Origin of the sequence: Shewanella sp. MTB7 (assembly GCF_027571385.1) — a bacterium.
GTDB lineage: Bacteria > Pseudomonadota > Gammaproteobacteria > Enterobacterales > Shewanellaceae > Shewanella.
This window is the reverse complement of record NZ_CP085636.1, coordinates 4131566-4154724: the sequence shown is the minus strand read 5'-3', so window position 1 is coordinate 4154724 and position 23159 is coordinate 4131566. Positions and strand designations below refer to the sequence as shown.

22 protein-coding genes are annotated in these 23159 nt (G+C 44.4%); 17 read left to right on the top strand and 5 right to left on the bottom strand.

Annotated features, from left to right (window positions below; all coding sequences use genetic code 11):
- Nucleotides 1–25: 25 nt before the first annotated feature.
- Entirely contained in the window at nt 26–2302 is a 2277-nt protein-coding gene (locus tag HWQ47_RS17960) for a peptidase U32 family protein (protein WP_269967433.1), read from the bottom strand.
- A gap of 195 nt (nt 2303–2497) precedes the next feature.
- Between HWQ47_RS17960 and HWQ47_RS17955 the strand changes: the two genes are divergently transcribed.
- The 3 genes from HWQ47_RS17955 (at nt 2498) to HWQ47_RS17945 (ending at nt 4428) form a co-directional block, all read left to right on the top strand.
- On the top strand, nt 2498–3052 hold the full coding sequence (locus HWQ47_RS17955; RefSeq protein ID WP_269967432.1) for a type II secretion system protein: 555 nt from the start codon (nt 2498–2500) through the stop codon (nt 3050–3052).
- A gap of 81 nt (nt 3053–3133) precedes the next feature.
- Nucleotides 3134–3964 carry a class I SAM-dependent methyltransferase gene (locus HWQ47_RS17950; RefSeq protein WP_269967431.1) on the top strand — a complete coding sequence of 277 codons (831 nt, stop codon included), beginning with the start codon at nt 3134–3136 and terminating at the stop codon, nt 3962–3964.
- Nucleotides 3965–4023: 59 nt separating this feature from the next.
- Entirely contained in the window at nt 4024–4428 is a 405-nt protein-coding gene (locus HWQ47_RS17945) for a VOC family protein (protein ID WP_269967430.1), read from the top strand.
- Nucleotides 4429–4450: 22 nt separating this feature from the next.
- On the opposite strand, the gene HWQ47_RS17940 is transcribed toward HWQ47_RS17945, so the two are convergent.
- A complete protein-coding gene (locus tag HWQ47_RS17940; protein ID WP_269967429.1) occupies nt 4451–4705 on the bottom strand; it encodes a DUF3624 domain-containing protein in 255 nt (84 codons plus the stop codon).
- Between the two features lie 78 nt (nt 4706–4783).
- The gene (locus HWQ47_RS17935) at nt 4784–5656 is read right to left on the bottom strand and encodes a 1,4-dihydroxy-2-naphthoate polyprenyltransferase (protein WP_269967428.1); all 873 of its coding nucleotides are present in this window, start codon (nt 5654–5656) and stop codon (nt 4784–4786) included.
- Nucleotides 5657–5979: 323 nt separating this feature from the next.
- Here HWQ47_RS17935 and HWQ47_RS17930 point away from each other — a divergent pair, with 323 nt between their 5' ends.
- The 5 genes from HWQ47_RS17930 to ompW all read left to right on the top strand — a co-directional run bounded on the left by HWQ47_RS17930 (nt 5980) and on the right by ompW (nt 9934).
- The gene (locus HWQ47_RS17930) at nt 5980–6906 is read left to right on the top strand and encodes an SDR family NAD(P)-dependent oxidoreductase (protein ID WP_269967427.1); all 927 of its coding nucleotides are present in this window, start codon (nt 5980–5982) and stop codon (nt 6904–6906) included.
- A gap of 114 nt (nt 6907–7020) precedes the next feature.
- Complete coding sequence (gene tesB / locus HWQ47_RS17925; RefSeq protein ID WP_269967426.1) at nt 7021–7899, top strand: acyl-CoA thioesterase II; 879 nt, start codon at nt 7021–7023, stop codon at nt 7897–7899.
- Nucleotides 7900–7921: 22 nt separating this feature from the next.
- Nucleotides 7922–8317, top strand: a complete 396-nt coding sequence (locus HWQ47_RS17920) for a YbaY family lipoprotein (RefSeq protein WP_269967425.1) — start codon at nt 7922–7924, stop codon at nt 8315–8317.
- A 59-nt stretch (nt 8318–8376) separates the two neighbouring features.
- Nucleotides 8377–8979, top strand: a complete 603-nt coding sequence (locus tag HWQ47_RS17915) for a nucleotidyltransferase family protein (protein ID WP_269967424.1) — start codon at nt 8377–8379, stop codon at nt 8977–8979.
- 304 nt (nt 8980–9283) lie between these two features.
- Nucleotides 9284–9934, top strand: a complete 651-nt coding sequence (ompW, locus tag HWQ47_RS17910; protein ID WP_269967423.1) for an outer membrane protein OmpW — start codon at nt 9284–9286, stop codon at nt 9932–9934.
- 102 nt (nt 9935–10036) lie between these two features.
- Here the strand turns inward: ompW and HWQ47_RS17905 are convergent, their stop codons facing one another.
- The gene (locus HWQ47_RS17905; protein WP_269967422.1) at nt 10037–10804 is read right to left on the bottom strand and encodes an SDR family NAD(P)-dependent oxidoreductase; all 768 of its coding nucleotides are present in this window, start codon (nt 10802–10804) and stop codon (nt 10037–10039) included.
- A 187-nt stretch (nt 10805–10991) separates the two neighbouring features.
- On the opposite strand from HWQ47_RS17905, the gene HWQ47_RS17900 reads away from it, so the two are divergent.
- The gene (locus tag HWQ47_RS17900) at nt 10992–11408 is read left to right on the top strand and encodes a YbaY family lipoprotein (RefSeq protein ID WP_269967421.1); all 417 of its coding nucleotides are present in this window, start codon (nt 10992–10994) and stop codon (nt 11406–11408) included.
- Nucleotides 11409–11490: 82 nt separating this feature from the next.
- The gene (gene metA / locus HWQ47_RS17895) at nt 11491–12435 is read left to right on the top strand and encodes a homoserine O-acetyltransferase MetA (protein ID WP_269967420.1); all 945 of its coding nucleotides are present in this window, start codon (nt 11491–11493) and stop codon (nt 12433–12435) included.
- Between the two features lie 221 nt (nt 12436–12656).
- Here metA and HWQ47_RS17890 read toward each other — a convergent pair whose 3' ends face one another.
- On the bottom strand, nt 12657–12974 hold the full coding sequence (locus HWQ47_RS17890) for an EF-hand domain-containing protein (RefSeq protein ID WP_269967419.1): 318 nt from the start codon (nt 12972–12974) through the stop codon (nt 12657–12659).
- A gap of 521 nt (nt 12975–13495) precedes the next feature.
- On the opposite strand from HWQ47_RS17890, the gene HWQ47_RS17885 reads away from it, so the two are divergent.
- From HWQ47_RS17885 to mmsB, 7 genes are all read left to right on the top strand, one after another.
- On the top strand, nt 13496–15826 hold the full coding sequence (locus HWQ47_RS17885; protein WP_269967418.1) for an immune inhibitor A domain-containing protein: 2331 nt from the start codon (nt 13496–13498) through the stop codon (nt 15824–15826).
- 295 nt (nt 15827–16121) lie between these two features.
- Nucleotides 16122–17312, top strand: a complete 1191-nt coding sequence (locus tag HWQ47_RS17880) for a thiolase family protein (protein ID WP_269967417.1) — start codon at nt 16122–16124, stop codon at nt 17310–17312.
- Nucleotides 17313–17429: 117 nt separating this feature from the next.
- Complete coding sequence (locus HWQ47_RS17875; RefSeq protein WP_269967416.1) at nt 17430–18935, top strand: CoA-acylating methylmalonate-semialdehyde dehydrogenase; 1506 nt, start codon at nt 17430–17432, stop codon at nt 18933–18935.
- Between the two features lie 10 nt (nt 18936–18945).
- Nucleotides 18946–20103, top strand: coding sequence for an acyl-CoA dehydrogenase family protein (locus HWQ47_RS17870; protein ID WP_269967415.1), 1158 nt, complete (start codon nt 18946–18948; stop codon nt 20101–20103).
- Between the two features lie 129 nt (nt 20104–20232).
- Nucleotides 20233–21006, top strand: coding sequence for an enoyl-CoA hydratase (locus HWQ47_RS17865; RefSeq protein WP_269967414.1), 774 nt, complete (start codon nt 20233–20235; stop codon nt 21004–21006).
- 30 nt (nt 21007–21036) lie between these two features.
- Complete coding sequence (locus HWQ47_RS17860; protein ID WP_269967413.1) at nt 21037–22182, top strand: enoyl-CoA hydratase/isomerase family protein; 1146 nt, start codon at nt 21037–21039, stop codon at nt 22180–22182.
- 56 nt (nt 22183–22238) lie between these two features.
- On the top strand, nt 22239–23156 hold the full coding sequence (mmsB, locus tag HWQ47_RS17855) for a 3-hydroxyisobutyrate dehydrogenase (RefSeq protein WP_269967412.1): 918 nt from the start codon (nt 22239–22241) through the stop codon (nt 23154–23156).
- The last annotated feature ends 3 nt before the right edge of the window (nt 23157–23159 follow it).

The window sequence follows — 23159 nt, the reverse complement described above, 5'->3', positions numbered from 1 at the left end:
GTTTCTATTGAGTTAACGGCTTAACTTAAAGCCCTTGTTGATACTGGGCATTGGTTGATACCGCAACCATAGTATTAAGCTGTGAAATCGCATCAGCTTCGCCGTTAAGCAGGTTTTCAAAATGTGTAACCAGCTTAACTTTATCAAGCTTAGCTTTAGATCCTGAGCCGATATCGGTTAAGTCGATAAAGAACTCATCAAATAGGCTAGAGAAATCCTTAATTACATCCAGATTTAAGAATTGCTCATCGTTATAGATACTCGGGTAGCCACCTTTTTGCTTATCGACTGCAAAAGAGATCCCTTTGACGTTAGTGATCGTGGTGGCTTTTTCACACTTGAGCATGCAGCCATCTTCAATACTGGGTTTGTTACAGCCAACGGTCTGTTGAAAGAAGCACTGTCTACTGGTCATCATCAAGATGGGGTGGTAGATGCTGTAGAGCAACTTGAATCCGGCTGGACGTTTGATATTACGAATTTGCATCCGGTTAATCTCGTTGGAGATAAACGCGCCAGAACAGTTGAGCTCCTCCTGCATGGTGCGCAGAGCATAGGAGTTGGTGGTATTTAATAATGGCCCGGCTATCCAGTCGATACCCATCTCGAACGCCTTGTAAGCCACGCCGGTGTTATTGGTTACGATGCGTTTAGGCTTGACTTGTTCGAGTATTCTTACCGCTTCGAGATAGTCTTTGCCAATCAATACTGTTGGAAACCAAGGGATGAATCTAGGGTTGCGCTGCAATAGTTCGATAAACTTATTGCAGCCCTTCTTAAAACTCTCTGGCAGTTTAAAGTAAATGTCAGCTGCTGTGATATCGCACAGGTGGGCATCTTTTTCGTCACAGATAAGCAGAGACAGCTTAGGCTGTTCATCAATTTTGTCAGCCTGTATCAGTACCGGAAGTTCGACGGGCGCTATCACTTCCACTGAGTCATTGAGTAAGTAAGCTAGCCTGTTTTTAAGGGCGGTTAACTCCTTAAATGGAATACTGAGCCCTGCTGATAGCTGACTAAAATCATAATCTTGAATAATATAGTCTGCATCATTAAAGCTTCTGAAGCGTTTTTCAAGCACTGTGGGATCGAGGGCTGATTTATCTGAAAGCTGTAACGCAGAATCCGACGCTAGGGTAAACTCATGGAACTGTGAGTCCTGCTCTGGCTGATTTGACACCGCTTCGACCTTGGCTTTGATGGTGAACGGCAACCCCGCTTGTCCTGAGAAAGTAAGGGTAAGTGGCATTTTATCAATATTGAGGAACTGTATTTTTTGCTCTAGTGTTAAACCTAGCTCATTTTTATCAGCCCTAAGGTTCTGTCTTACCTCTTGGATCTGCACCACTGAGATGGCATTTTTTTGCTCAACGGCATGGTTAACACTGTTATCGCGTGGGTTATCGATAAACATGTTTTTGGTCAGATCCCCCTTGAGGAACGAGTTGGTAAAGTCTCGATTGAACACCTTATAGAGGTTTGAGTCATCATTGAGTAGTTTACCAGTGTCGACAAATTGGTTGATCTGTTTACGCCAGCTATCAACCACTGTGTAGACGTAATGCGCTCCTTTAATGCGTCCCTCTATCTTAAGGGAGTCTACCTTAGCTTCAACTAGCTCTGGGAGGTCGAAATAGGCTGAGTTATCTTTTAAGTTGAGTGGGTACTTGTTGCCTGCAGCTGTCTCCTCATATTCATCACGACACGCTTGGCTGCAGCGTCCTCGATTACCTGAGTTACCGACACTGACAGAGCTTGAATAGCACTGCCCCGAGAAAGCGATACACAAAGAGCCGTGCACGAATACCTCAGTTAGCATGCCGTGTTGGTGGGCAAGGGCGGTTAATGATGTTATCTCACCTAAGTTGAGTTCACGTGACAAGTTTATGCGTGAGGCACCAATCTTACTCAGAAAATGGATCTGACCTTCGTTGTGGGTCGTTAGCTGAGTTGAGGCGTGAATATCAAGTGTCGGGAAGTGTTTTTTTACCAGATTAAATAAGCCTAAATCTTGAACGATAATGCCATCTAAGCTGGTATTCACTAGCTGGTTCAGTAGTTTGAATAGGGCGGAAAGTTCCTGCTCCAAAATCACCACATTGATGGTCAGAAACACTTCACAATCATATTGGTGGGCGAGCCTGAGTATACCACAAAGATCATCAAAGGAGAGGTTAGCGGCGCGGTTACGGGCATTAAAATTATCCAGCCCACAATAGACGGCGTTCGCACCAGCAACAATCGCTGCTTTGATCGCTTCAACATCACCGCCCGGTGCTAACAACTCAATTTTTCTACTCATCTCTGGTTAACTCACTCTTTTGTTCATTCATATTTTTGAGGGGCGATTTTACCTGCATCTATAACTCATTGCCATTTTTTAGGTACAGATCAAATTAGCCCTGAACTCAGGAGAGTAAACTGCAGGTCGAATTTTGCGACTAGATGCTGTTTTTATTAGTTAAGAACCTAAGAACCTAAGAAATAGAGAGTTGTGATGAAAGCGAGTGTAAGAGGATTTACCTTAATTGAGTTAGTGGTCGTGATTATCATACTGGGTCTCTTGGCTGTAGTGGCACTGCCTAAGTTTATCAATCTGCAAGACGATGCCAGAAGGTCCACTATGGATGCTCAGTTTGCCGCGTTCAAAAGTGCGGTCAAACTCTACCACAGTGGCTGGTTAACTCAGGGAAATACTGATGCTATTGATAAACTTGCTGGTTTCGGAGAGGGAAATGTTGCATCAAGTCCTGCAGGTTATCCCTTCTCAACATCGGGTATTCTTGTTGATACGACGGTATTTCATGCCTGCGAACAGTTGTGGCATGGTATTACCAACACAGACTTTACCATCGCCCATGTGACAGATGGGGATTTAATGACCTCAGATGTGGATATAGCATACACCTACGCAGGAGATAGATGTGTTTATCGTGATCTGTACTTCATACAGCGTGGTGGGTCGACGCAGGTGATGGATTACTATTTTAACACTGGAGAGGTGGTGGTTACCTCTGCTTTTTATAATGCGGATGGTTCGGTTCAACCTTAGTGAGAAAGTTAGCTTTTCTTGACCTAACTAGCTTAGTAAATCTAGTCTTATAATTCCCTTGGTTTGATTAAGGCAAACGTTATGGCGACTGACAATCTAATATCACAGCATTATACTCATGGTAAGCTTCTTGAAGCTATTCAAGGAGCTTTGCTCCAGCAGGGTCACTCCATCGATAAGCTCACTTCAGATGATATCGCTCCCGTTGATGAGTTTCACATCGGGGGCAGATTAGCCACAGAACATCTCTTTGCTCAAATTAACTTTACAGCTGAGCAGCATATTCTAGATGTGGGTTGCGGCTTAGGTGGCACTGCAAGATACATAGCGAGTCAGTTTAATAATCGGGTCACTGGAATCGATCTTACCGCCGAGTATATTGAAACCGGTAGATGCCTATCTCAATGGGTAGGTTTAGATAAACAGGTAAGTCTTTGCTGTGGTAATGCGCTCTCTATGGCCTTTGACGATGAGGCCTTTGACGGGGCCAGTATGTTTCATGTTGGCATGAATATCCAAGATAAAGTCGGATTATTCCGTGAAGTTTATCGAGTTCTCAAGCCCATTAGCACCTTTGTCATTTATGATATCATGCGTATGGGCAGTGGAGAGTTACTTTATCCTGTTCCTTGGGCTACCGATGTTGATTGCAGTCATGTCAGCACACTTGAACATTATCAGTTAGCCCTGACACAGGCTGGATTTGAGGTTCATCATGTGGATAATCGAGGTGTATTTGCGCTTGAGTTTTTTAGCCAAATGAAAGCGCGTAACCAAACTAATGGTGGGCTACCTCCACTGGGTTTACATACGTTGATGGGCCGTAACACGGTGGACAAGATTGGCAATATGCTGAACAACATTCGCGCTGGTTATATTGCGCCTGTTGAGTTAATTGCCTATAAAAAATAGATTTCGAAATGAGAGTCGTGAGTAAGGCATCAATAATAAGAAAATATTAAGGGAATGGAATGAAAGAGATAGTTCGGATTAATCATGTCGGTTTGAGAGTTAAAAGTTTAGCGGTCTCCCGTGCTTTTTATGAACAGTTGGGTTTTGAGTTTATTGTCGGCCCTATTGGGCCTGAGCCGGTTGCGGTGATGGAGCATCCGTGTGGGATAAACATTAACTTTATCCTTAATGGTTCAGACACAGAAGTGCAAAATGTGTTGATGGACTTGCCTGAGAAACACACAGGGTTTACGCATATTGCGCTTGAGATAACCGATATTGATGCGGTCCAGCAACGCTTAGCCGAATTAGGTTTTGCGATTACTGAAGGTCCGATCACTGTACCGAGCGGCGCTATGTTTATCTTTATCAGAGATCCTGACAGTAACGTGGTTGAGTTTCATCAGCCAGCCAAAAATGGATAATAAATAATAATGGGCAGAGCGATTATTTGTTCTGCTTGTTGAGTCGAACAATAAGCGTGCGATAACCCAATACGATTAAATGCAAGGCGAGAAGACCGGTAAAAGCAGTACAAAAAAACAGTAACGCGATTGAATTTATCTGTTTAGGGCTGTCGGCATAGAGCTGCCACCACAGAGGCCAGCCGATAAGTGACAGCACAGTTAGCTGCCACATACAGGCTTTACAACGGCCAATCTTTTGTCGGAAAATCGAGCTGTCACAGCCTTTGCAGGTCATATACCCTTCGCCTATTAAGATACATCATCATGATTTTGGCCTTATGATGATTCAATCCTGAACTCACATCTCTTGGTCTTAAACAAATGCCAAGCCGATACTAAATAAACCACTGAATATCATTGTTAGTTTAGCCGTTCGTCCCAACAAAGGATTCAGATCTGCACCAGAGGTATTGCTGAAATCACTGTTGAGCTTACGCGCTAATATTAATGATAAACCCGCCAGTAAAACGGGTAGGCCAGGTAAGAATCCAAGCAAAAAACCTCCTATGATCACAGCGAAAGGCAGGAAGACAAAAGCTTGATATAGCAATCTCGCTTGGCCGAGTCCAATGCGGATCGCCAGTGTCTGTTTACCTGCTTTAATGTCCGTTACCATGTCCCGAGTATTATTCACCAACATAATCGCAGCATTGAGGAAACCGATAGCACAGCCTAATAACCAGGCTGAGATATTGGTACTTCCCGCTTGAAGATAGTAACTGCCAACCACAGCAACTAAGCCAAAGAAAACAAAAGCTGCGACTTCGCCAAGCCCATGAGAGGCGAGGGGATAAGGTCCACCACTGTAACCTAGCGCGCCGAGTATGACTGCTGCTGCGAGTATTGCGATAGGCCAGCCACCGTGCCAAATTAAATATGAACCCACCAGAAATGCGAGGAATAGACTGAAAATCATGGCGTTACGAACTTTTGTTGGTGATAAGAGTCCGCTTTGAGTAACACGAAGTGGGCCTAGCCGTTCTTCGGTATCGACGCCACTTTTAAAGTCAAAATAGTCATTCGCTAAGTTAACCGCAATTTGCAATAGAAGCGCACATAGCATAGAGATGCAGGCGATAACTAAGCTAAATTGCTCTAACTGAAGTGCCAATATGTTGCCAACCAAAAGTGGCCCGATAGCCGCAGGTAAAGTGCGAGGCCTTATGGCCAGTATCCAAGGATTCATTTAAATAATCGATTTATTAATAGGGTGAGCAGGGGCTTAATGCCGTTTACACAATTTTAGACTGGGTATTATACCTATTCATTAGGGTTAAGTCATGTGGTGCTATATGAAGAGGTGTTAAGTCGCTTCTTGTTGAAATTGTATGTGATTTTGTTACCTCGCTCAAAGTAAATATTTTCCGGATATGGTTTTATAATCGCACTAGCAATAATACCAGCACATGATTTTGGGTGGGAATACCTTGTATTCAAAGACCGTTAAAATCCGTGAGTATGGATTAGGTAAATATTGTCATTTGAACTATTCAATGAGGAAAAGTATCAATGCGTTTTGATAATCAGGTTGCAGTTATTACCGGCGCGGGCACAGGATTAGGAAGAGCCTATTCGTTAGCTTTAGCCGAGCGGGGAGCCAACGTTGCCCTCATTGATACCTGCTCATCAGCTGGATGTGATGCACATAATGGCAAAGAAAATGCTGAAAATCTTTTGTCATGCTATCAAGCTGTTGAAGAGTTGGGTGTTAGCGCTGCAATGTTTCAGCTTGATGTAAGGGATAGTGCTGGGGTGACTCGTGTGGTCAATGAGATAGCTGATTTATGGGGTCATATCGATATCTTAGTTAACAATGCGGGAGTGCATCGTTCCTGTACTTTTGAGCATTTAACAATAGATATGTGGCAGGAACAGCTTGATGTGGATCTCAACGGCAGCTTCTACATGACAAAAGCAGTTTGGAGCCTGATGAAGCATCGTGGTTATGGCAGAATTATGATGAGTTGCAGTGTCAGTGCATTATATGGAGATATGTATGAGACCTCCTATAGTGCGAGCAAGATGGCCTTGATTGGCTTAGTTAACAGCTTGCATATGGAGGGTGATGAACATAATATTAAAGTTAACAGCTTAACCCCTCACGCACTAACCTCTATGACGAGAGATAAGCTGGCTTCGTCAGTTAAACCATTATTTTCAGTCTCATCTATTACAGCGGCTATGCTGTTTCTTTGTAGCTCTGAAGCGCCTTCAGGTCAACACCTTCTTACCGCTGCAGGCAGTGTTAGTCATGGGCAATTTGCCGAGTTTAAACCTATGTATTTCCAGTCTGAATCCTGTAAACCTGAAGCTTTACTCTCTGGTTGGCAGAAACTTCATCATGCCACACCGATAACGCTGCACAATAGTGGTGAAGATCAAGTGCTCGCTTGGGCGCGTCGTGGTGCTTCTGAACACCATATAAGAATTGAGTAGCTATTTACTTTGACTTTTTTGGACCAGCAAGTCATGGGGATCCTAAAGCCCTAGCCTATAACCCGTTATCTGAGTTAAGCTATTAGATCGATTATTTGGGAATTTAGAGGTCGAATGAGTCAGGTATTGGATGATCTATTATCTTTGCTTTCACTTGAGCAGATAGAGGTTGGTTTATTTCGAGGACAAAGCCAGGACATAGGCTTAGGTCATGTGTTTGGCGGTCAGGTTATGGGTCAAGCACTCAGTGCAGCTAAACAGACGGTTGCACCAACACGGAAAGTACATTCTTTTCATTCCTATTTTTTACGAGCTGGTGATGATAAGTTGCCCATAGTCTATGATGTCGAGATCATGCGCGATGGTGGCAGTTTCAGTGCAAGGCGAGTAAAGGCTATTCAGAAAGGCTGTCCTATCTTCTATATGACCTGTTCATTTCAAGAGCATGAAGAGGGGTTTGAACATCAAGCCATGATACCTGATGTACCAGGGCCTGATGGTTTGTTGAACCAACAAGATCTCGCGATGACCTTAAGAGATAAGGTTCCGTCTCAGATGCTTGAAAAATTTATGGCTGATTCGCCTATCGAGATGCGGTTAGTCGACCCTCAAAGTCTCTTGAATCCTAAGCCTAGAGAAGCTAAGCAGCATATTTGGATCCGTGCCAATGGTAGTGTGCCAAAAGAGCATTCAGTTAATGAATACCTGTTAGCTTATGCATCGGATTTCAACTTTCTAGTGACGGCTGTTCAGCCACACGGGGTTTCATTTTTAACGCCTGGAATGCGTCTGGCTACCATTGATCATGCAATGTGGTTTCATCGCCCAATCGATCTGAATAACTGGATACTGTATAGCAATGATAGTCCTAATGCCTGTGGCGGCAGAGGTTTTGTTAAGGGGCAGTTCTTTAATCAGCAAGGTAAACTGCTTGCTTCGGCAACTCAGGAAGGCTTGATCAGAATGAAGCATGACAAGCAGAGCGTAAAGTGAAATGAGTAAAAGGGATTATAACATGATTAAATTAGTAAAAAATTCAGTATTGCTTCTTTGCCTACTTCTGACGGCATGTGTCACTGTACAAGAGACACAACCTGTGATCGTCAATGGTGCCGCTGGGTATCTAGAAAAGATCACTCTTCCTCAGGGATGCTCTATTACCATTGCAATCATCGATCTTGATACTCCTGGTGTGATTATGGCGCAGAAGAGTTTTGATATCGCCCGTGCTCCGGTGCCGTTTAAATTTATTCTTCCGGCAGATACAGTTAAAGATGATGTCAACTATGGCGTTGTGGCTATGATCTTGTATCAGGGGCAAGTCATTTTTCAGACTTATGACCGCTACCCTGTGATTGGTAATGATAAATTTACCACCGAAGTCATAATGAAAGCAGTTCCGGGTAAGTAAGATTAGGTTAGTTATAAAGGAGCTTCGGCTCCTTTTTTGTTTAAAGAGGAGCCTAGGTTTTGAATCAAGATGAAAGCGACAGCAAAAGCTTAATTTCTCATGAGGTACAACTGACAGCTTGGATACGTCAGGACCCGCTAAGAATGCGAGCGCTACAGTTAGTTCAAGTACTCCATCTTCCCCAAGGTTTTATTGCGGCTGGCTTTGTCAGAAATCTCGTGTGGGACAGATTGCATGGGGTTGAATGTAACAGGCTACTTGCTGATATTGATGTTATCTATTTTAACCCTAGTGATATTTCAGCCGCTGCAGACAAAGCCTATGAACTTGAGTTAAGAGAGCTTGCTCCAGAGTTACCTTGGTCGGTTAAAAATCAAGCCAGAATGCATATTCGCAATGATGATGCTCCTTATCTGTCATCTCTGGATGCCATGAGTTATTGGCCTGAGCAGGAGACGGCTGTCGGAGTGATGCTGCATACAGGAGCCATCGCAGAGAAGGGTAAGTGTGATGATGGAATTAAACTGGTGTCTGCATTTGGTTTTGAGTCCTTGTTTAATCTAAAACTGACCCCCAATAACAAACGATCCCTCGCTCTGTTTGAAGCTCGACTAGCGGACAAAAAATGGGCAGTTTATTATCCTAAATTGATCATTAATTGATTACGAGTTCAACCCTTTTTAATCGAAGGTTTGTTGCAATATTGTGGTTAGCGTTTTATCCCCCTCATTTTATTCTTCGCGTTAAGTTTTTATATTCATGAGCTAGCTCACTAAAGTTGAAGTGGCATTTATCATGTTCCTTTTGGAAGTGTGAGTTAGATCCATACTGTTGGTTTGCAAATGGATGTCAGTCACTTTAATTGATGTGGATCAACAAACTACCGCTCAATTTCTGGCAGGATGCGTGCAAATGTAAGGAACTTGATAATAATAACGGCATTTCGTGTTGTATTGATGGAGTAGTATGATGAAAAAAAATATCGTGTCTGGTTTAGTTGCTACCGCCCTACTTTCTGCTGGTTTTACCGCCTCTATATCTGCTCACCAAGCGGGTGATATTATTGTTCGTGCTGGTGCGATTGTGGTTGCATCAAACGAATCTAGCCCTGTTGTTGCCAATATCGCTGAGTTTGAAGTGGGCAATAATACTCAACTTGGTTTGAACTTTGGTTATATGCTGACTGACAACATAGGGATTGAGTTATTAGCTGCGACGCCTTTCAGTCACGACATCTCATTAGGTGTGCTTGGAAAGATAGCTGAAACTAAACAGCTGCCACCCACTTTAGTGGCTCAGTACTATTTTGGTTCATCTGATTCTAAGCTTCGTCCTTATATTGGTGCGGGTGTTAATTTTACTAATTTTTTCGATAATGAATTCAATCAAGATGCTAAAGATGCAGGTCTGTCAGATTTGAGTCTTTCAAACTCTTGGGGTGTTGCGGCTCAGGTCGGAATCGATTACCAAGTGAATCAAAACTGGTTAGTTAATGCGTCAATTTGGTATGCACAGATAAGCACTGACGTTAAGTTTAATCTAGGTGATGATGCACTAAAAGTTGAAACAGATATTGATCCATGGGTATATATGGTGAGTATTGGTTACACTTTTTAAATGTGAGTTAAAGAGGAGCCTTAGGCTCCTCTTGTGTTTTAATTTTTACGAAACTCGAAACTCGAAACTCGAAACTCGAAACTCGAAACTCGAAACTCGAAACTATTTCTTCCCTTCAGCCTTGGCAGCCAAACGTTCGGCCTTAGTTCGCCAATGACGGGTGTTATAGACGAATTCTGGCAGCAACTTAGTTAACCAAGCCACTAAACGCCAACGCTTAGTCACATAGACCTGACGTTTTCCAGCCTTCATCGCTTTAATAATTTGGCGGGCAACTTCACTTGGTGGAGATAGCCAAATTCTGCTTTTTTGCATGGCAGCTTTATCGAGTAAACCTAACTGAAGATCCGTGATAGTGATAGGCAGTTTCAACCGCTGAGCATGCATGCTCAACCCTTCGAGGTAGTTGGTGGCAAAGGCTTTAGAAGCGTGATAGGCCACACTTGGACCACCACGTAGACCTGCAATAGAGTTGATGGCGGCAAGTTGGCCATAACCTTGTTCTTTGAACAAGCGGAAACTGGTATTGCAGATAGCAGCGAAGCCTTGGACATTGACCGTGATGATATCTTGTTCAGGGATCCAAGGAAGTTCTGAATTATAGCTGTTTAGCCCTGTATTGACTAAGACTAGGTGAGCACCGCCGATAGACTGCCAAACACTTTCAAGGGTTGAGATGATTGCTGAAGGCGCTGAAATATTCAGCGGGAATAGGTGCACAGGGCTTGGCAAATTTTCACAGAAGTCCTTTAGCGAGTCAGGATCTTGTGCAAGTAGTGCAAGTTCAACACCTTGTTCTGAGAGTTGTTTTGCTATCTCACGACTCAGGAGTGAGTTTGCACCCACGATAATGGCTGTAGCTTGTGTCATTAGGCTATTCGACTTGGAAAAGGTAGCTTATGATAGGGAGATATCTTAGTAAGGACAAGGTGCAAGCGCCTTAAGTGCGGAGTAAACTAGCTGATATAAAAATATCAGCTCTAACATTTATATTGAATTTTAAACGTAGACATATGGACATCCAGAAGTCTTAATGTATGATTGGGAGCAATAGTGTATGAAAAAGTGGTTAAAGTCAGCTTCACCTCTAGTGATGACAGTCGGTCTTATTTCGGGCAGTTTGCTTTTTGGATGTGCAACGCCCAATGCTGGGGTAGAGATCCACGGAGATATTTGGTTTAAGGAGCGAATGGCGCTGCCACCTGAAGCGATGTTGACTGTGCAGGTGAAAGACGTGTCTTTAATGGATGCTCCTGCGGTTGTTATAGCTGAGATAGAGAGGGGAGATGTGACTACGCCTGCACCGTTTCAATTTATCATCAATCGTGATCAATTTGAAAAAGGGCACACTTATTCTGTCGGTGCTAGCATCAGCCTAAATGGCAAACTGATGTTTATCAACACTCAAGCTTACAAGATAGATTTAGAGTCGAGTGAGCCTATGTCGGTTTTGGTACAGAAGGTCGGTCGTTAATTAACGCATCAATGTTAAGACGCGCCGGGCTCCTTAAATTAATTCGTTAAGCGTTAATCAATTTAAAAGGAAGAGGCGCGGTATGCCGGTAAAAATTCCCGATGATCTGCCAGCTGCAGAGATTTTAGAATCTGAAAATATTTTTGTGATGTCCGAAACTCGGGCAGCCAATCAAGATATTCGTCCGATGAAAGTGCTTATCTTGAATTTGATGCCGAATAAAATTGAAACGGAAACCCAGTTACTCAGACTACTGGGAAATACACCACTGCAGGTGGATGTGGATCTACTTCGGATCCATGATAAGGAGTCAAAACATACTTCCATCGATCATATGAATAATTTCTATCGTGATTTTGAGGCGATACGGCAAAAAAATTATGATGGTCTGATTATAACTGGCGCTCCGCTTGGGCAAGTTGAATTTGAAGACGTAAGCTACTGGGATGATATTCGGGACATTATTGACTGGTCTCAACAACATGTCACCTCAGTATTATTTTTATGTTGGGCTGCTCACGCTGCACTTTTTCATCTCTATGGTTTGAACCGAAAACTACTAAAGCAGAAACGTACAGGTGTTTTTGTTCACAGCCGTACCAGCCAACATTTCCCTCTGCTAAGAGGTTTTGATGATGAGTTTCTTGCCCCTCACTCACGCTTTGCTGAAATGGACGTTGATCAACTGAAGGCTCATCCGGCTTTACAAGTGCTCACTGAATCTGATTCGGCCGGTGCCTATATGGTATTGAGTACTAATAATCGTAACTTGTTCGTGATGGGGCATCCAGAGTATCAAAAGTCGACGCTTAAAGATGAATATTTCCGAGATCTGGCACAAGGTCTTGAGCCAGAGGTGCCACAGAATTACTTCAGAGATGATAACCCAGAAGGTGAGGCGGTAGCGCGTTGGCATGGACATGGTAGTTTGCTGGTCAGCAATTGGTTGAATTACTATGTTTATCAGCTAACACCTTATAATCTAGATGATATGATCGGAATTGCTTCTTGTGACAGTGAAAGTTAACTAACCATGCTCATATTTATATATTAAGTCATTGAAAAATTACTAATGTTAAGCAAAAATTTTTGCTATAACAAATAGGGATAAATTCGTTGACTTGGTATTAATCATATCTAATTGATAGAAAATAAAAAACCGCGACTTATGGCGGTTTTTGTTTATTGCTGAATGTTAGCAAGTACCAGAGGGAAACAGTAATAAAAAATTGGTGTTAAGTATCAAGGTTACCAATTTTTACACCCTTGGGTTTGGTGCTGACTAAACTCTTCGGCGCTGAGTAAACCGTCTTGGTTCTGATCAATAATATCGAACATACCTCCTTGTTTATTATGTCTCATCATATGCCCATGAGCCTTGCGTTCATCCATTCTTTGTTGATGAAATTGCTCAAATTCTGCTGAGTCAATCGTTCCATCTACGTTAAAATCGATTTGGGTGAATTGAGGTCTCTCGTTGTGCCACCGCGCCTCGGCTACACTTATTGTTGATAACAGGCCTAGAGCAACAATTGTCATTATGTTTAGTTTATTGGTCTTCATCATGTCACCTCTCCGTTATTGTTCACTTGACTATACTCCTTTAGTTGTAGTCCAGTGTCAGTAATTAGTAAGTTTGTGTAAATTTCACGCTATTTACATACAAGGAGTATTTGACCTAAATAGTCATATTCAAAAGAGAATTTACCTTGGCTTATGGTGTCTATCTTTGTTAATCGCTTTTTTATGTCATCTCTCCGTTAACCTTTCCCGACCCATTTCTAACTGTAATGTGCAGATGCCCATTTTGTAGCCACAGCTCTGATGGTCGGCCTAATCCCTATCTTTGTGGATATCTCAATAGTGACTTTTCTGCTGTTTATTGAAATCTACATCACTAATCACTCTGCTTTAGACTTAAGGCTTACGCCTTTGGTCTGAAATTAGGCTGGTTTGTAGTTTGGTATTTTGGGGTCAGTTAAGCTGATCCTCTTGCCTAGCAAAATAGCCGTATTGCTAGACACGTAATAATTCTTATAAATGATTGAAATAACTCTTATAACAATTGAAATTGATAGGGGATTCACGTGTTTAATAAAAAAGTTATACCTTTGGCCTTTGTGCTGGCAGGATTGCCGATCACCGCGATTTCTGCTGAGCCTGTTGCTAATGTCGATGCTGGTGCATTTGATATGGTGATTGCCGATGAGCAGAAACTAATACAGATGTTAAAAGCATCGGGCAAAATCTCTCAGGGAGCTTCGATTAAAGAGGCGGAAGTGGCGTTGCGAGGTTACTTAAGAAACCGTCAAAAACAGGAATCACTAAGGGCGACTGAGGCCGACGAGCAAATCAGTAGTGAATTCGCTATGAGCAGCGAATTAAAGGCCAACAGTAAGAAGATCAAGAGAGTAAAAGGTGAGAAAAATAAAACCTTAGGCCGTGGTCGAGGTCATCGTCCGGCTAACATAGAGTTAGAGCAATATGATGGTACGTCACGCGAAGGCCGTGTATTAGCCATCTTGATGGAGTTTCCCGATTTCCCTCATAATTCAATACTGCCAGAAGATACTGGTATGTATTACGAAGATTATAACCAAGATCACTATCGCCAAATTTTATTTGGTGATGATGGCTGGTTAGCCCCAAATGGCCACCATGCTGATTCATTTAAGCAAAATTATGAAGCTCAATCCGGTGGCAGTTATTCTGTTATCGGTGATGTTGCTGGCTGGTATATGGCGAGTCAACCTGCAGCATTTTATGGTAATAATGTGGATGGTGATGCGAGGAGTTTAGTGCGTGAGGCTCTAACCGCAGCGTCGGCCGATGCTGATGTGGATCTCTCGCAGTTCGACATCGAAGACAGATATGATCTTGATGGCGATGGTGATTATTGGGAGGCTGATGGTTTAGTTGATCATGTGATGATTTTCCATTCAAGCGTTGGCGAAGAGGCTGGTGGTGGCCAACTTGGTGAAGATGCTATTTGGGCTCATCGTTGGAACTTAGGCAGTATTTTTGCCATTCCAGGGGCTGTTTCAGATGTGCCCTATTGGGGGGGCGCTATGGTGGCGTATGACTACACTATTGCGCCAATTGACAGTGCGGTTGGTGTGATAAGCCATGAATATGGCCATGATCTTGGCTTACCGGATGAATACGATACTCGCTATACGGGACGAGGCGAGCCAGTGTCTATGTGGTCACTTATGTCATCAGGGAGCTGGGCTGGAAGATTAGGCGGTACAGAGCCTACTGGTTTCAGTGCTTGGGCGAAAGAGCAGCTACAAGCGTCCATGGGAGGTAATTGGTTACATGGTGCGACCGTTGAGTTTGATGAGATCACTCGCGCAGGTGTGCTAGGTCTGCTGGATCAGGCATCAAGTAAGGGCACCAATCATGATGCCATTCGCGTTAATCTGCCACAAAAAGAGAAAAGGGTCACAACCCCTGTCAGTGGTGAATATGCCTATTTCAGTGGCTCCGTTGATAATTTGACTAATCAGATGGTGACTCCGGTAGATTTGACTGGAGCGAACTCTGCTATTGCTAAGTTTAAAACCTGGTATGATATAGAGTCTGATTATGACTATGCCTATTTGATCGTGGCTACCGATGATAGCAATGTTTTTGTTGAAGGTAATATTACCACCAATGATGATCCTGAAGGGATCAATAGAGGCAATGGTATTACAGGGAGTTCAGATGGTTGGGTCGATGCTGAGTTTGATTTGAGCGCATTTGCAGGTCAAGCGGTTAACCTTGTGCTTATGTATGAAACCGATGGTGGTGTGGCTAATCCAGGCATCTATATTGATAATTTTAGTGTTGAGGCTGATGGCGCTGAAATTCTGGCAGCTAACGCCGATGAACCCAACAATGAACCCTTTAGCTTTACAGGTTTTACGGCTAATTCAGGGGTTAACTATACCGATCATTACTACCTACTTGAGTGGCGTACACACCATGGTATTGATAGTGGCTTAGCGCACATCAATGCGGGTGGAGAAACCATGGTCTATGAAGAAGGTATGCTTATTTGGTATGTCGATGATCAGTATTCAGACAACTGGGTGGGAATACACCCAGGAGATGGATTCTTAGGCGTGGTTGATGCGGATCAGCGAGTACTTAAATGGAGCGATGGTGCAGCGGCTTCTACCCGATATCAGATCCATGACGCCGCCTTTAGCATCGACAGGCACGAGAGGATGTTCTTAGATCTCGAAGAGCAATATGGTGTCTCTTTACGAGATAACCATATCAAAGGGCAACGTATGTTCTACGACCGCAAACGTTATATTGACAGTGACATCCCCGATGCTGGTCGAAACGTAACAAATTATGGCTTGAAGATACGTGTTATTAACCAGAGTAGAGACAGAAGCGTGGGAGCGATTAAAATTTATCGCTAGCGGCATTTGGCTGCAGCATGATCATAGCCGTTAACGCGACATAAGTTATACCTCAAAGCGCCTATCTTGGCGCTTTTTTTATCTATTTCACCCTGTGCTTATCCTAAAACTGTAAATGTTGAGTGACATCTCCAAGCTAATACTTTGGTAGATGTTTAAGTGACTGTACTTGCTTTACGTTCGCGTAAACGTCACAGTGATATTATTAAACGAAACAATAATATTCTGGCTTAAATAACTTAAGCAGAGTTTAAGCTTATCTGGTTGGGATAGGATAACAAAGACGGAGTGGACAATGAGTACAGAGCAATTAAGTCAAGAGATCGTGATTGTAGCCGCTAAGCGAACGCCTATGGGAGGCTTTCAGGGTGTCTTATCGACTGTTCCATCTCCTAAATTAGCTGCAACTGCCATTAAAGGTTTGATGGTACAAACCGGCGTGTCAGCAGATGCTGTCGATGAAGTCTTAATGGGGTGTGTGCTACCAGCAGGTCTTGGTCAGGCCCCGGCTCGTCAAGCGACACTAGGCGCTGGTTTACCTTTATCTGTTGGTGCCACCACCGTGAATAAGGTCTGTGGTTCAGGCATGAAAACCGTTATGTTAGCCCATGATCTGATTAAAGCGGGTAGCGCCGACATTGTTATTGCTGGTGGAATGGAGAGCATGAGTCAGGCGCCCTATCTATTAGATAAAGCCCGCGGCGGAATGCGTATGGGTCACGGCAAAGTGATGGACCATATGTTCCTCGATGGCCTAGAAGATGCCTACACTGGTGGTGCTATGGGAACGTTCGCTCAAAAGACCGCCGATGACTTTAAATTGACCCGTGAGCAGATGGACGCTTTCTCTTTGAGTTCGCTTGAAAAAGCCAATAAAGCGATTGAAACTGGTGCATTTAAAGATGAGATATCACCAGTGACGGTAGAAAGTCGTCGTGGTGACACCTTTGTTGATACTGATGAGCAACCTGGTAATGCCCGCCCAGATAAAATTCCTACACTGCGACCTGCCTTCACTAAAGATGGCACTATCACAGCGGCAAACTCAAGTTCTATCTCTGATGGTGCAGCGGCCTTAATGTTGATGACAGCTCAGCAAGCAAATGTGCTTGGTCTGCCTATCTTGGCCACAATTAAAGGCCATACGACACATGCACAGGAACCCGCTATGTTTACCACGGCCCCTGTCGGAGCGATGAATAAGCTGCTCGATAAAGTGAATTGGAGTGTCGATGATGTGGATCTGTTTGAGATCAATGAAGCCTTTGCAATGGTGACTATGCTGGCGATTTCTGAGCTCTCTATTGATGCTGAAAAAGTGAATGTTAACGGTGGTGCTTGTGCCCTAGGTCATCCTATTGGTTGTTCTGGGGCGCGAGTTTTAGTGACCTTGATCCATGCACTCCATGCCCGTGGTTTAAAGCGAGGCGTCGCATCATTGTGTATCGGTGGCGGTGAAGCCACTGCGATGGCGATAGAGATTTAAGTCAGCTACAAACGAGTACAGGTAAAGTAATCAACAAGATAACTGAGATAAGTAAACAATATCATAATAATTAAATTGTACCTTACTCAGTACCAATAAGTTTTAATGGGAAGCAATATGACAACTCAGGTGAAGCACTATATTGATGGTCAGTTTATTGAAGGCCAAGGACAACAGAAAATTTCGGTGACCAATCCGGCCAATAACCAAGCCATTGCAGTGATAAATGCCGCAACAGTTTCAGAGGTTGAAACTGCCGTTGCCAGTGCTAAGCAGGCGTTTAAAAGTTGGAAAGAGGTGCCAGTATCTGAACGTGCCCGTGTGATGTTTAACTATCAACATCTGCTTAAGGCGCATCACGATGAGCTTGCAACGATTCTGGCGCAAGAGACAGGCAAGACGTTCGATGATGCAAAAGGCGATGTCTGGCGCGGTATCGAAGTGGCTGAGCATGCTTGTAATATTGCGACCTTGATGATGGGTGAAACCGTTGAAAACGTGGCACGCAGTATCGATACCTACAGTTACACTCAGCCTCTTGGCGTGTGTGCGGGCATCACTCCGTTTAATTTTCCTGCCATGATCCCATTGTGGATGTTCCCGCTCTCTATTGCTTGTGGTAACACCTTTGTGCTTAAACCTTCAGAGCAAGATCCTATGACGCCACAACGTCTGGTGGAGTTGTTTGAAGAAGCTGGCGCACCTAAGGGGGTTCTACAGCTTGTCCATGGTGACAAAGTGGCAGTGGATGTGCTGCTTAACCATAAAGATATCAAGGCAATCTCTTTTGTTGGCTCTGTGGGTGTGGGTCAATATATCTATAAAACAGGTACCGATAATTTAAAGCGAGTGCAGGCGTTTGCCGGTGCTAAAAATCACTGTGTCATTATGCCTGATTCAAATAAACAGCAAGTTATTAATAATCTGGTTGGTGCTTCAGTTGGCGCTGCGGGTCAGCGCTGTATGGCGCTGTCGGTGGCAATTTTTGTTGGTGCGGCTAAAGAGTGGATCCCTGAGCTTAGAGATGTGATTGCTAAGGTTAAGCCAGGCCTTTGGGATGATAGAGAGGCAGGCTATGGCCCGGTGATAAGCCCTGCGGCTAAAGCGCGAGTCCTGTCACTCATTGAGCAAGGTAAAGCGGAAGGCGCTGAGTGTGTACTCGATGGATCAGGTTTTACCGTACCAGGCTATGAGTCAGGGAACTGGGTTGGACCGACCATGTTTACGAAGGTTACAACTGAGATGAGCATCTATAAAGAGGAGATTTTTGGTCCCGTACTTTGCTGCATGGAAGCCGACACCTTGGAAGAGGCAATTGAAGTGGTCAATAACAGTCCTTACGGAAATGGTACCTCGATTTTTACTGCCAGTGGCGCCGTTGCTCGTAAATATCAACATGAAATTGAAGTGGGTCAGGTGGGGATCAATGTGCCTATTCCTGTGCCCTTGCCATTTTTCTCCTTCACTGGTTGGAAAGGGAGTTTCTATGGCGATCAACACGCCTACGGTAAGCAAGCGGTGCGTTTTTATACGGAAACGAAGACCATCACAGCTCGTTGGTTTGAATCTCAAATATCCGATGTTGAGCACGCTGCACCTAATATGACTATAGATTTAAAATAGGAGATATCAGATGGATTTTAATCTGAATGACGACCAACGTCAGTTTGCTGACTTAGCTCAGCAGTTTTCTCGTGAAGAGTTAGCCCCATTCGCGGCGAAATGGGATGAGGAACATCACTTCCCTAAAGATGTTATTCAGCGCGCTGGTGAGTTAGGCTTTTGCTCCCTCTATTCGCCAGAAAGCGAAGGTGGCATGGGACTGAGTCGTCTCGATTCATCGATTATCTTTGAGCAGCTTTCCATGGGGTGTACAGCCACAACAGCGATGTTGACGATCCATAATATGGCCACTTGGATGGTCACCAGCTTTGGCTCAGAAGCCGTCAGAAGTGAATGGTCTGAGCCGCTAACGACAGGTCAGAAGCTGGCTTCTTACTGTTTAACCGAAGCGGGCGCGGGCAGTGATGCGGCGTCACTGAAGACTAAAGCGGTCAGAGAGGGGGATGAATATGTTATCTCTGGCGCCAAGATGTTTATCTCTGGTGCGGGTGCCACTGAGTTATTGGTGGTTATGTGCCGTACAGGCGAAGAGGGGCCTAAAGGGATCTCTGCTATCGTCGTCCCAGCTGATGCCGATGGCGTTACCTATGGCAAGGCGGAAGATAAGATGGGCTGGAATGCCCAGCCAACACGTGAAATAACCTTTACTCAAGTGCGTGTGCCAGTGGCTAATCTGTTAGGTGAAGAGGGCCAAGGTTTTACATTCGCCATGAAGGGACTCGATGGTGGTCGCGTTAACATCGCCACTTGCTCTATCGGTACAGCCCAAGCTGCTCTTGAACGAGCCACTCAATATATGACAGAACGTAAGCAGTTTGGTAAACCAATTGCCGCGTTTCAAGCGCTGCAGTTTAAGTTGGCCGATATGGCTACAGAACTCGTGGCTGCAAGGCAGATGGTGCGCTTGGCGGCCTTTAAACTTGACGAGCAAGATCCGGAGGCGACGGCCTATTGTGCCATGGCAAAACGCTTCGCTACCGATGTTGGTTTTCAGGTATGTGATGCAGCATTACAGCTTCATGGTGGTTATGGCTATATTCGTGAGTACCCGCTAGAGCGCCATGTGCGAGATGTGCGAGTGCACCAGATTTTAGAGGGCACCAATGAGATTATGCGCTTGATCATTGCCCGCCGTTTATTGAATGAAGATGCGGGTGCAATCCTTTAATCGATCTGCTGCGCATTTCTATTTATACCATTAGGTGGACTTTTCAAAAATCAGACTAATTGATTTTGTGAAAGTAGAGAAGGTTAATCGTTACAACATAAGAAATGTACTCGTTGAAGGAGTGAATTGATGACTGGAATAATTGAACTTATTGAGGGTAACACCGCAATATTGACCATGAGTAATCCGCCAGCGAATACCTGGACAGATGAAAGCTTAAGAGCACTGAAACTTAAAGTGCTTGAGCTTAATGATAATAAAGATATCTACGCTTTGGTGATCACCGGCGAAGGTGATAAGTTTTTCTCAGCTGGCGCCGATCTTAAGCTCTTTGCTGATGGTGATAAAGGGGTGGCGGCCTCAATGGCGAAGTGTTTCGGCGAAGCGTTCGAGGCATTGAGTCAATTTCGCGGCGTTTCGATAGCGGCAATTAATGGTTATGCCATGGGAGGCGGTTTAGAGGTCGCATTGGCGTGTGATATTCGCATTGCAGAAACGCAAGCTGTGATGGCACTGCCTGAAGCTTCGGTCGGTTTGCTACCTTGCGCTGGCGGCACACAAAACCTGACGGCATTGGTGGGAGAAGGCTGGGCAAAACGGATGATCTTATGTGGTGAGCGCCTCAAAGCTGAAAAGGCTGAATCATTGGGATTAGTGGAAGAGGTCGTTGAGACGGGCCAGTCACTGACTGCCGCTATTGCGTTGGCTGCAAAAGTGGCCAAGCAAAGTCCAAGCAGTGTCGCTGTGTGTAAGCAGCTTATTCAGGCCGGACGAATCATGCCAAGAGCGAAGGCTTTACCTCTAGAGCGTGAGATGTTTGTCGATCTGTTTGATACCGAAGATCAAACTGAAGGGGTTAATGCTTTTCTGGATAAGCGCAGTGCCAATTGGAAAAATGCATAAGCAGCTGATTGTTAACAGGATGGATATTCAATGACGATTCAAACAGATAAGCAAGTTGTGAATAGCAATAGTGTCGTATTTCAAACGTTAGGGACGGCCTCAGGCAAGCAGATTGGTGTGATTACACTCAATGTTGAGAAGGCACTTAATTCGCTTAATCTTGAGATGGTGCACGCCATGACTGCGCAGCTAACTGCGTGGCAGAAAGATGATGATATTGCGCTGGTGATGCTCGATGGCGCCGGTGAAAAAAGCTTCTGTGCGGGTGGTGATGTGCGCGCGATATATCACGCCTCGGTTAATACTCCTGGTGAGTTAACCCAAGGATCCGTTGAGTTTTTTGCAAATGAGTATCAGCTGGATTATCTGCTGCACAGTTTCGGTAAACCAATAATGGTATGGGGTGACGGCATTGTGATGGGCGGTGGTCTTGGCTTGATGGCTGGCGCGAGCCATAGGATATTAACAGAGTATTCTCGTATTGCGATGCCTGAGGTCACTATTGGGCTTTATCCTGATGTTGGCGGTAGCTATTTTTTAAATCGTATGCCTGGTGGTACTGGCTTGTTTCTTGGCTTAACGGCCTACAACATGAACGCGGGTGATGCGAGATTTGTTGGGATTGGTAATCATTATCTTAATAGTGATGATAAGGAGCCTATGTTAGATCATTTGGCGACCTTGCCATGGAGCGATGATGCGAATACTAATCATGGACTGCTCTCACATGAACTTGATCAGCTAGAGCTAAAAGTGATGATTGATATGCCTGACTCTCAATTAGCACTGCAGCAGGCGGAGATCTCAGCACTAATGGTTGGTAGCTTAAATGAGATCGTTGAACGAGTGCAACAGAGTGATTTCAGTGAGAGCTGGTTAGCTCGTCCTATGAAGACTTTTTTATCTGGAAGTCCTATTAGCTGGCATCTTATCTATCGACAAGCTCAGATGGGAACAGAGTTAAGTCTGGCCGATGTGTTTAAATTTGAGCTAGGTTTGAGCGTGAATTGTTGTGCCATCGGTGATTTTTCTGAAGGCGTTCGGGCGCTGCTAATTGATAAGGATAGAACGCCGCATTGGCGTTATGAAAGCGTTGAACAAGTGCCAGAAAACTTGATTGAGCAGATACTCAAATCGCCTTGGGAGCAAGAACAGCATCCTCTAAAAAATATGTAAATAAAGGGTTGGTTGAGTAACAGATGTAGTTAACAGTACAGAATGAGGAGTATGAGATGACAAGTGTCGCATTTATCGGGTTAGGACATATGGGAGCCCCCATGGCTGCCAATTTGGTTAAAGCTGGATTAACGGTACGCGTTTTCGATCTCGTACCCCAAGCAATGAAGTCACTGACAGACTTAGGTGCGTTCTCATCAAGCAGTGCTTGCGGCGCTGCAGCTGGGGCTGATGTGGTGATCACTATGCTGCCGGCAGGCAAGCATGTTCGTTCGCTCTATCTTGGCGATGATGACAATAAAGGTCTGATTGATGTGGTTGCTGCAGGTACTTTATTGATAGATTGCTCAACCATTGATGCTATGAGTGCGCAAGCAGTGGCTAAATCAGCGGTTGAGAAAGGGCTAGGTTTTGTTGATGCGCCGGTATCTGGCGGTACTGCCGGTGCGGCAGCGGGGACTTTGACCTTTATTTGCGGCGGCGAAGACAGCGCCTTTGAGTTGGCAAAACCGGTTTTGGGTCACATGGGGGCGAATATTTTGCATGCTGGCGCAGCGGGTGCAGGTCAAGTGGCTAAAATATGTAATAATATGTTGCTGTCGGTCCTGATGGTTGCAACCAGTGAGTCATTGCAGATGGGGATCGACCACGGGTTAGATCCTAACGTGTTATCTGAAATCATGAAGGTGAGCAGTGGCAGCAACTGGACATTAGATAAATACAATCCCTGTCCGGATGTGATGCCAAATGTGCCCTCGTCCAATGACTATCAAGGCGGGTTTATGGTGGATTTGATGGTGAAAGATCTCGGTCTCTCTCAAGAGGCGGCATTAGTGTCAAATTCAAGTACTCCAATGGGGGCGTTAGCGCGCAGTTTATATGTGAACCATGCCAAGCAAGGTAATGGTGCACGAGATTTTTCCAGTATTTTTGAACAGTTTACTAATTCTCAACAGATTAAAAACAAAGGGTAATTC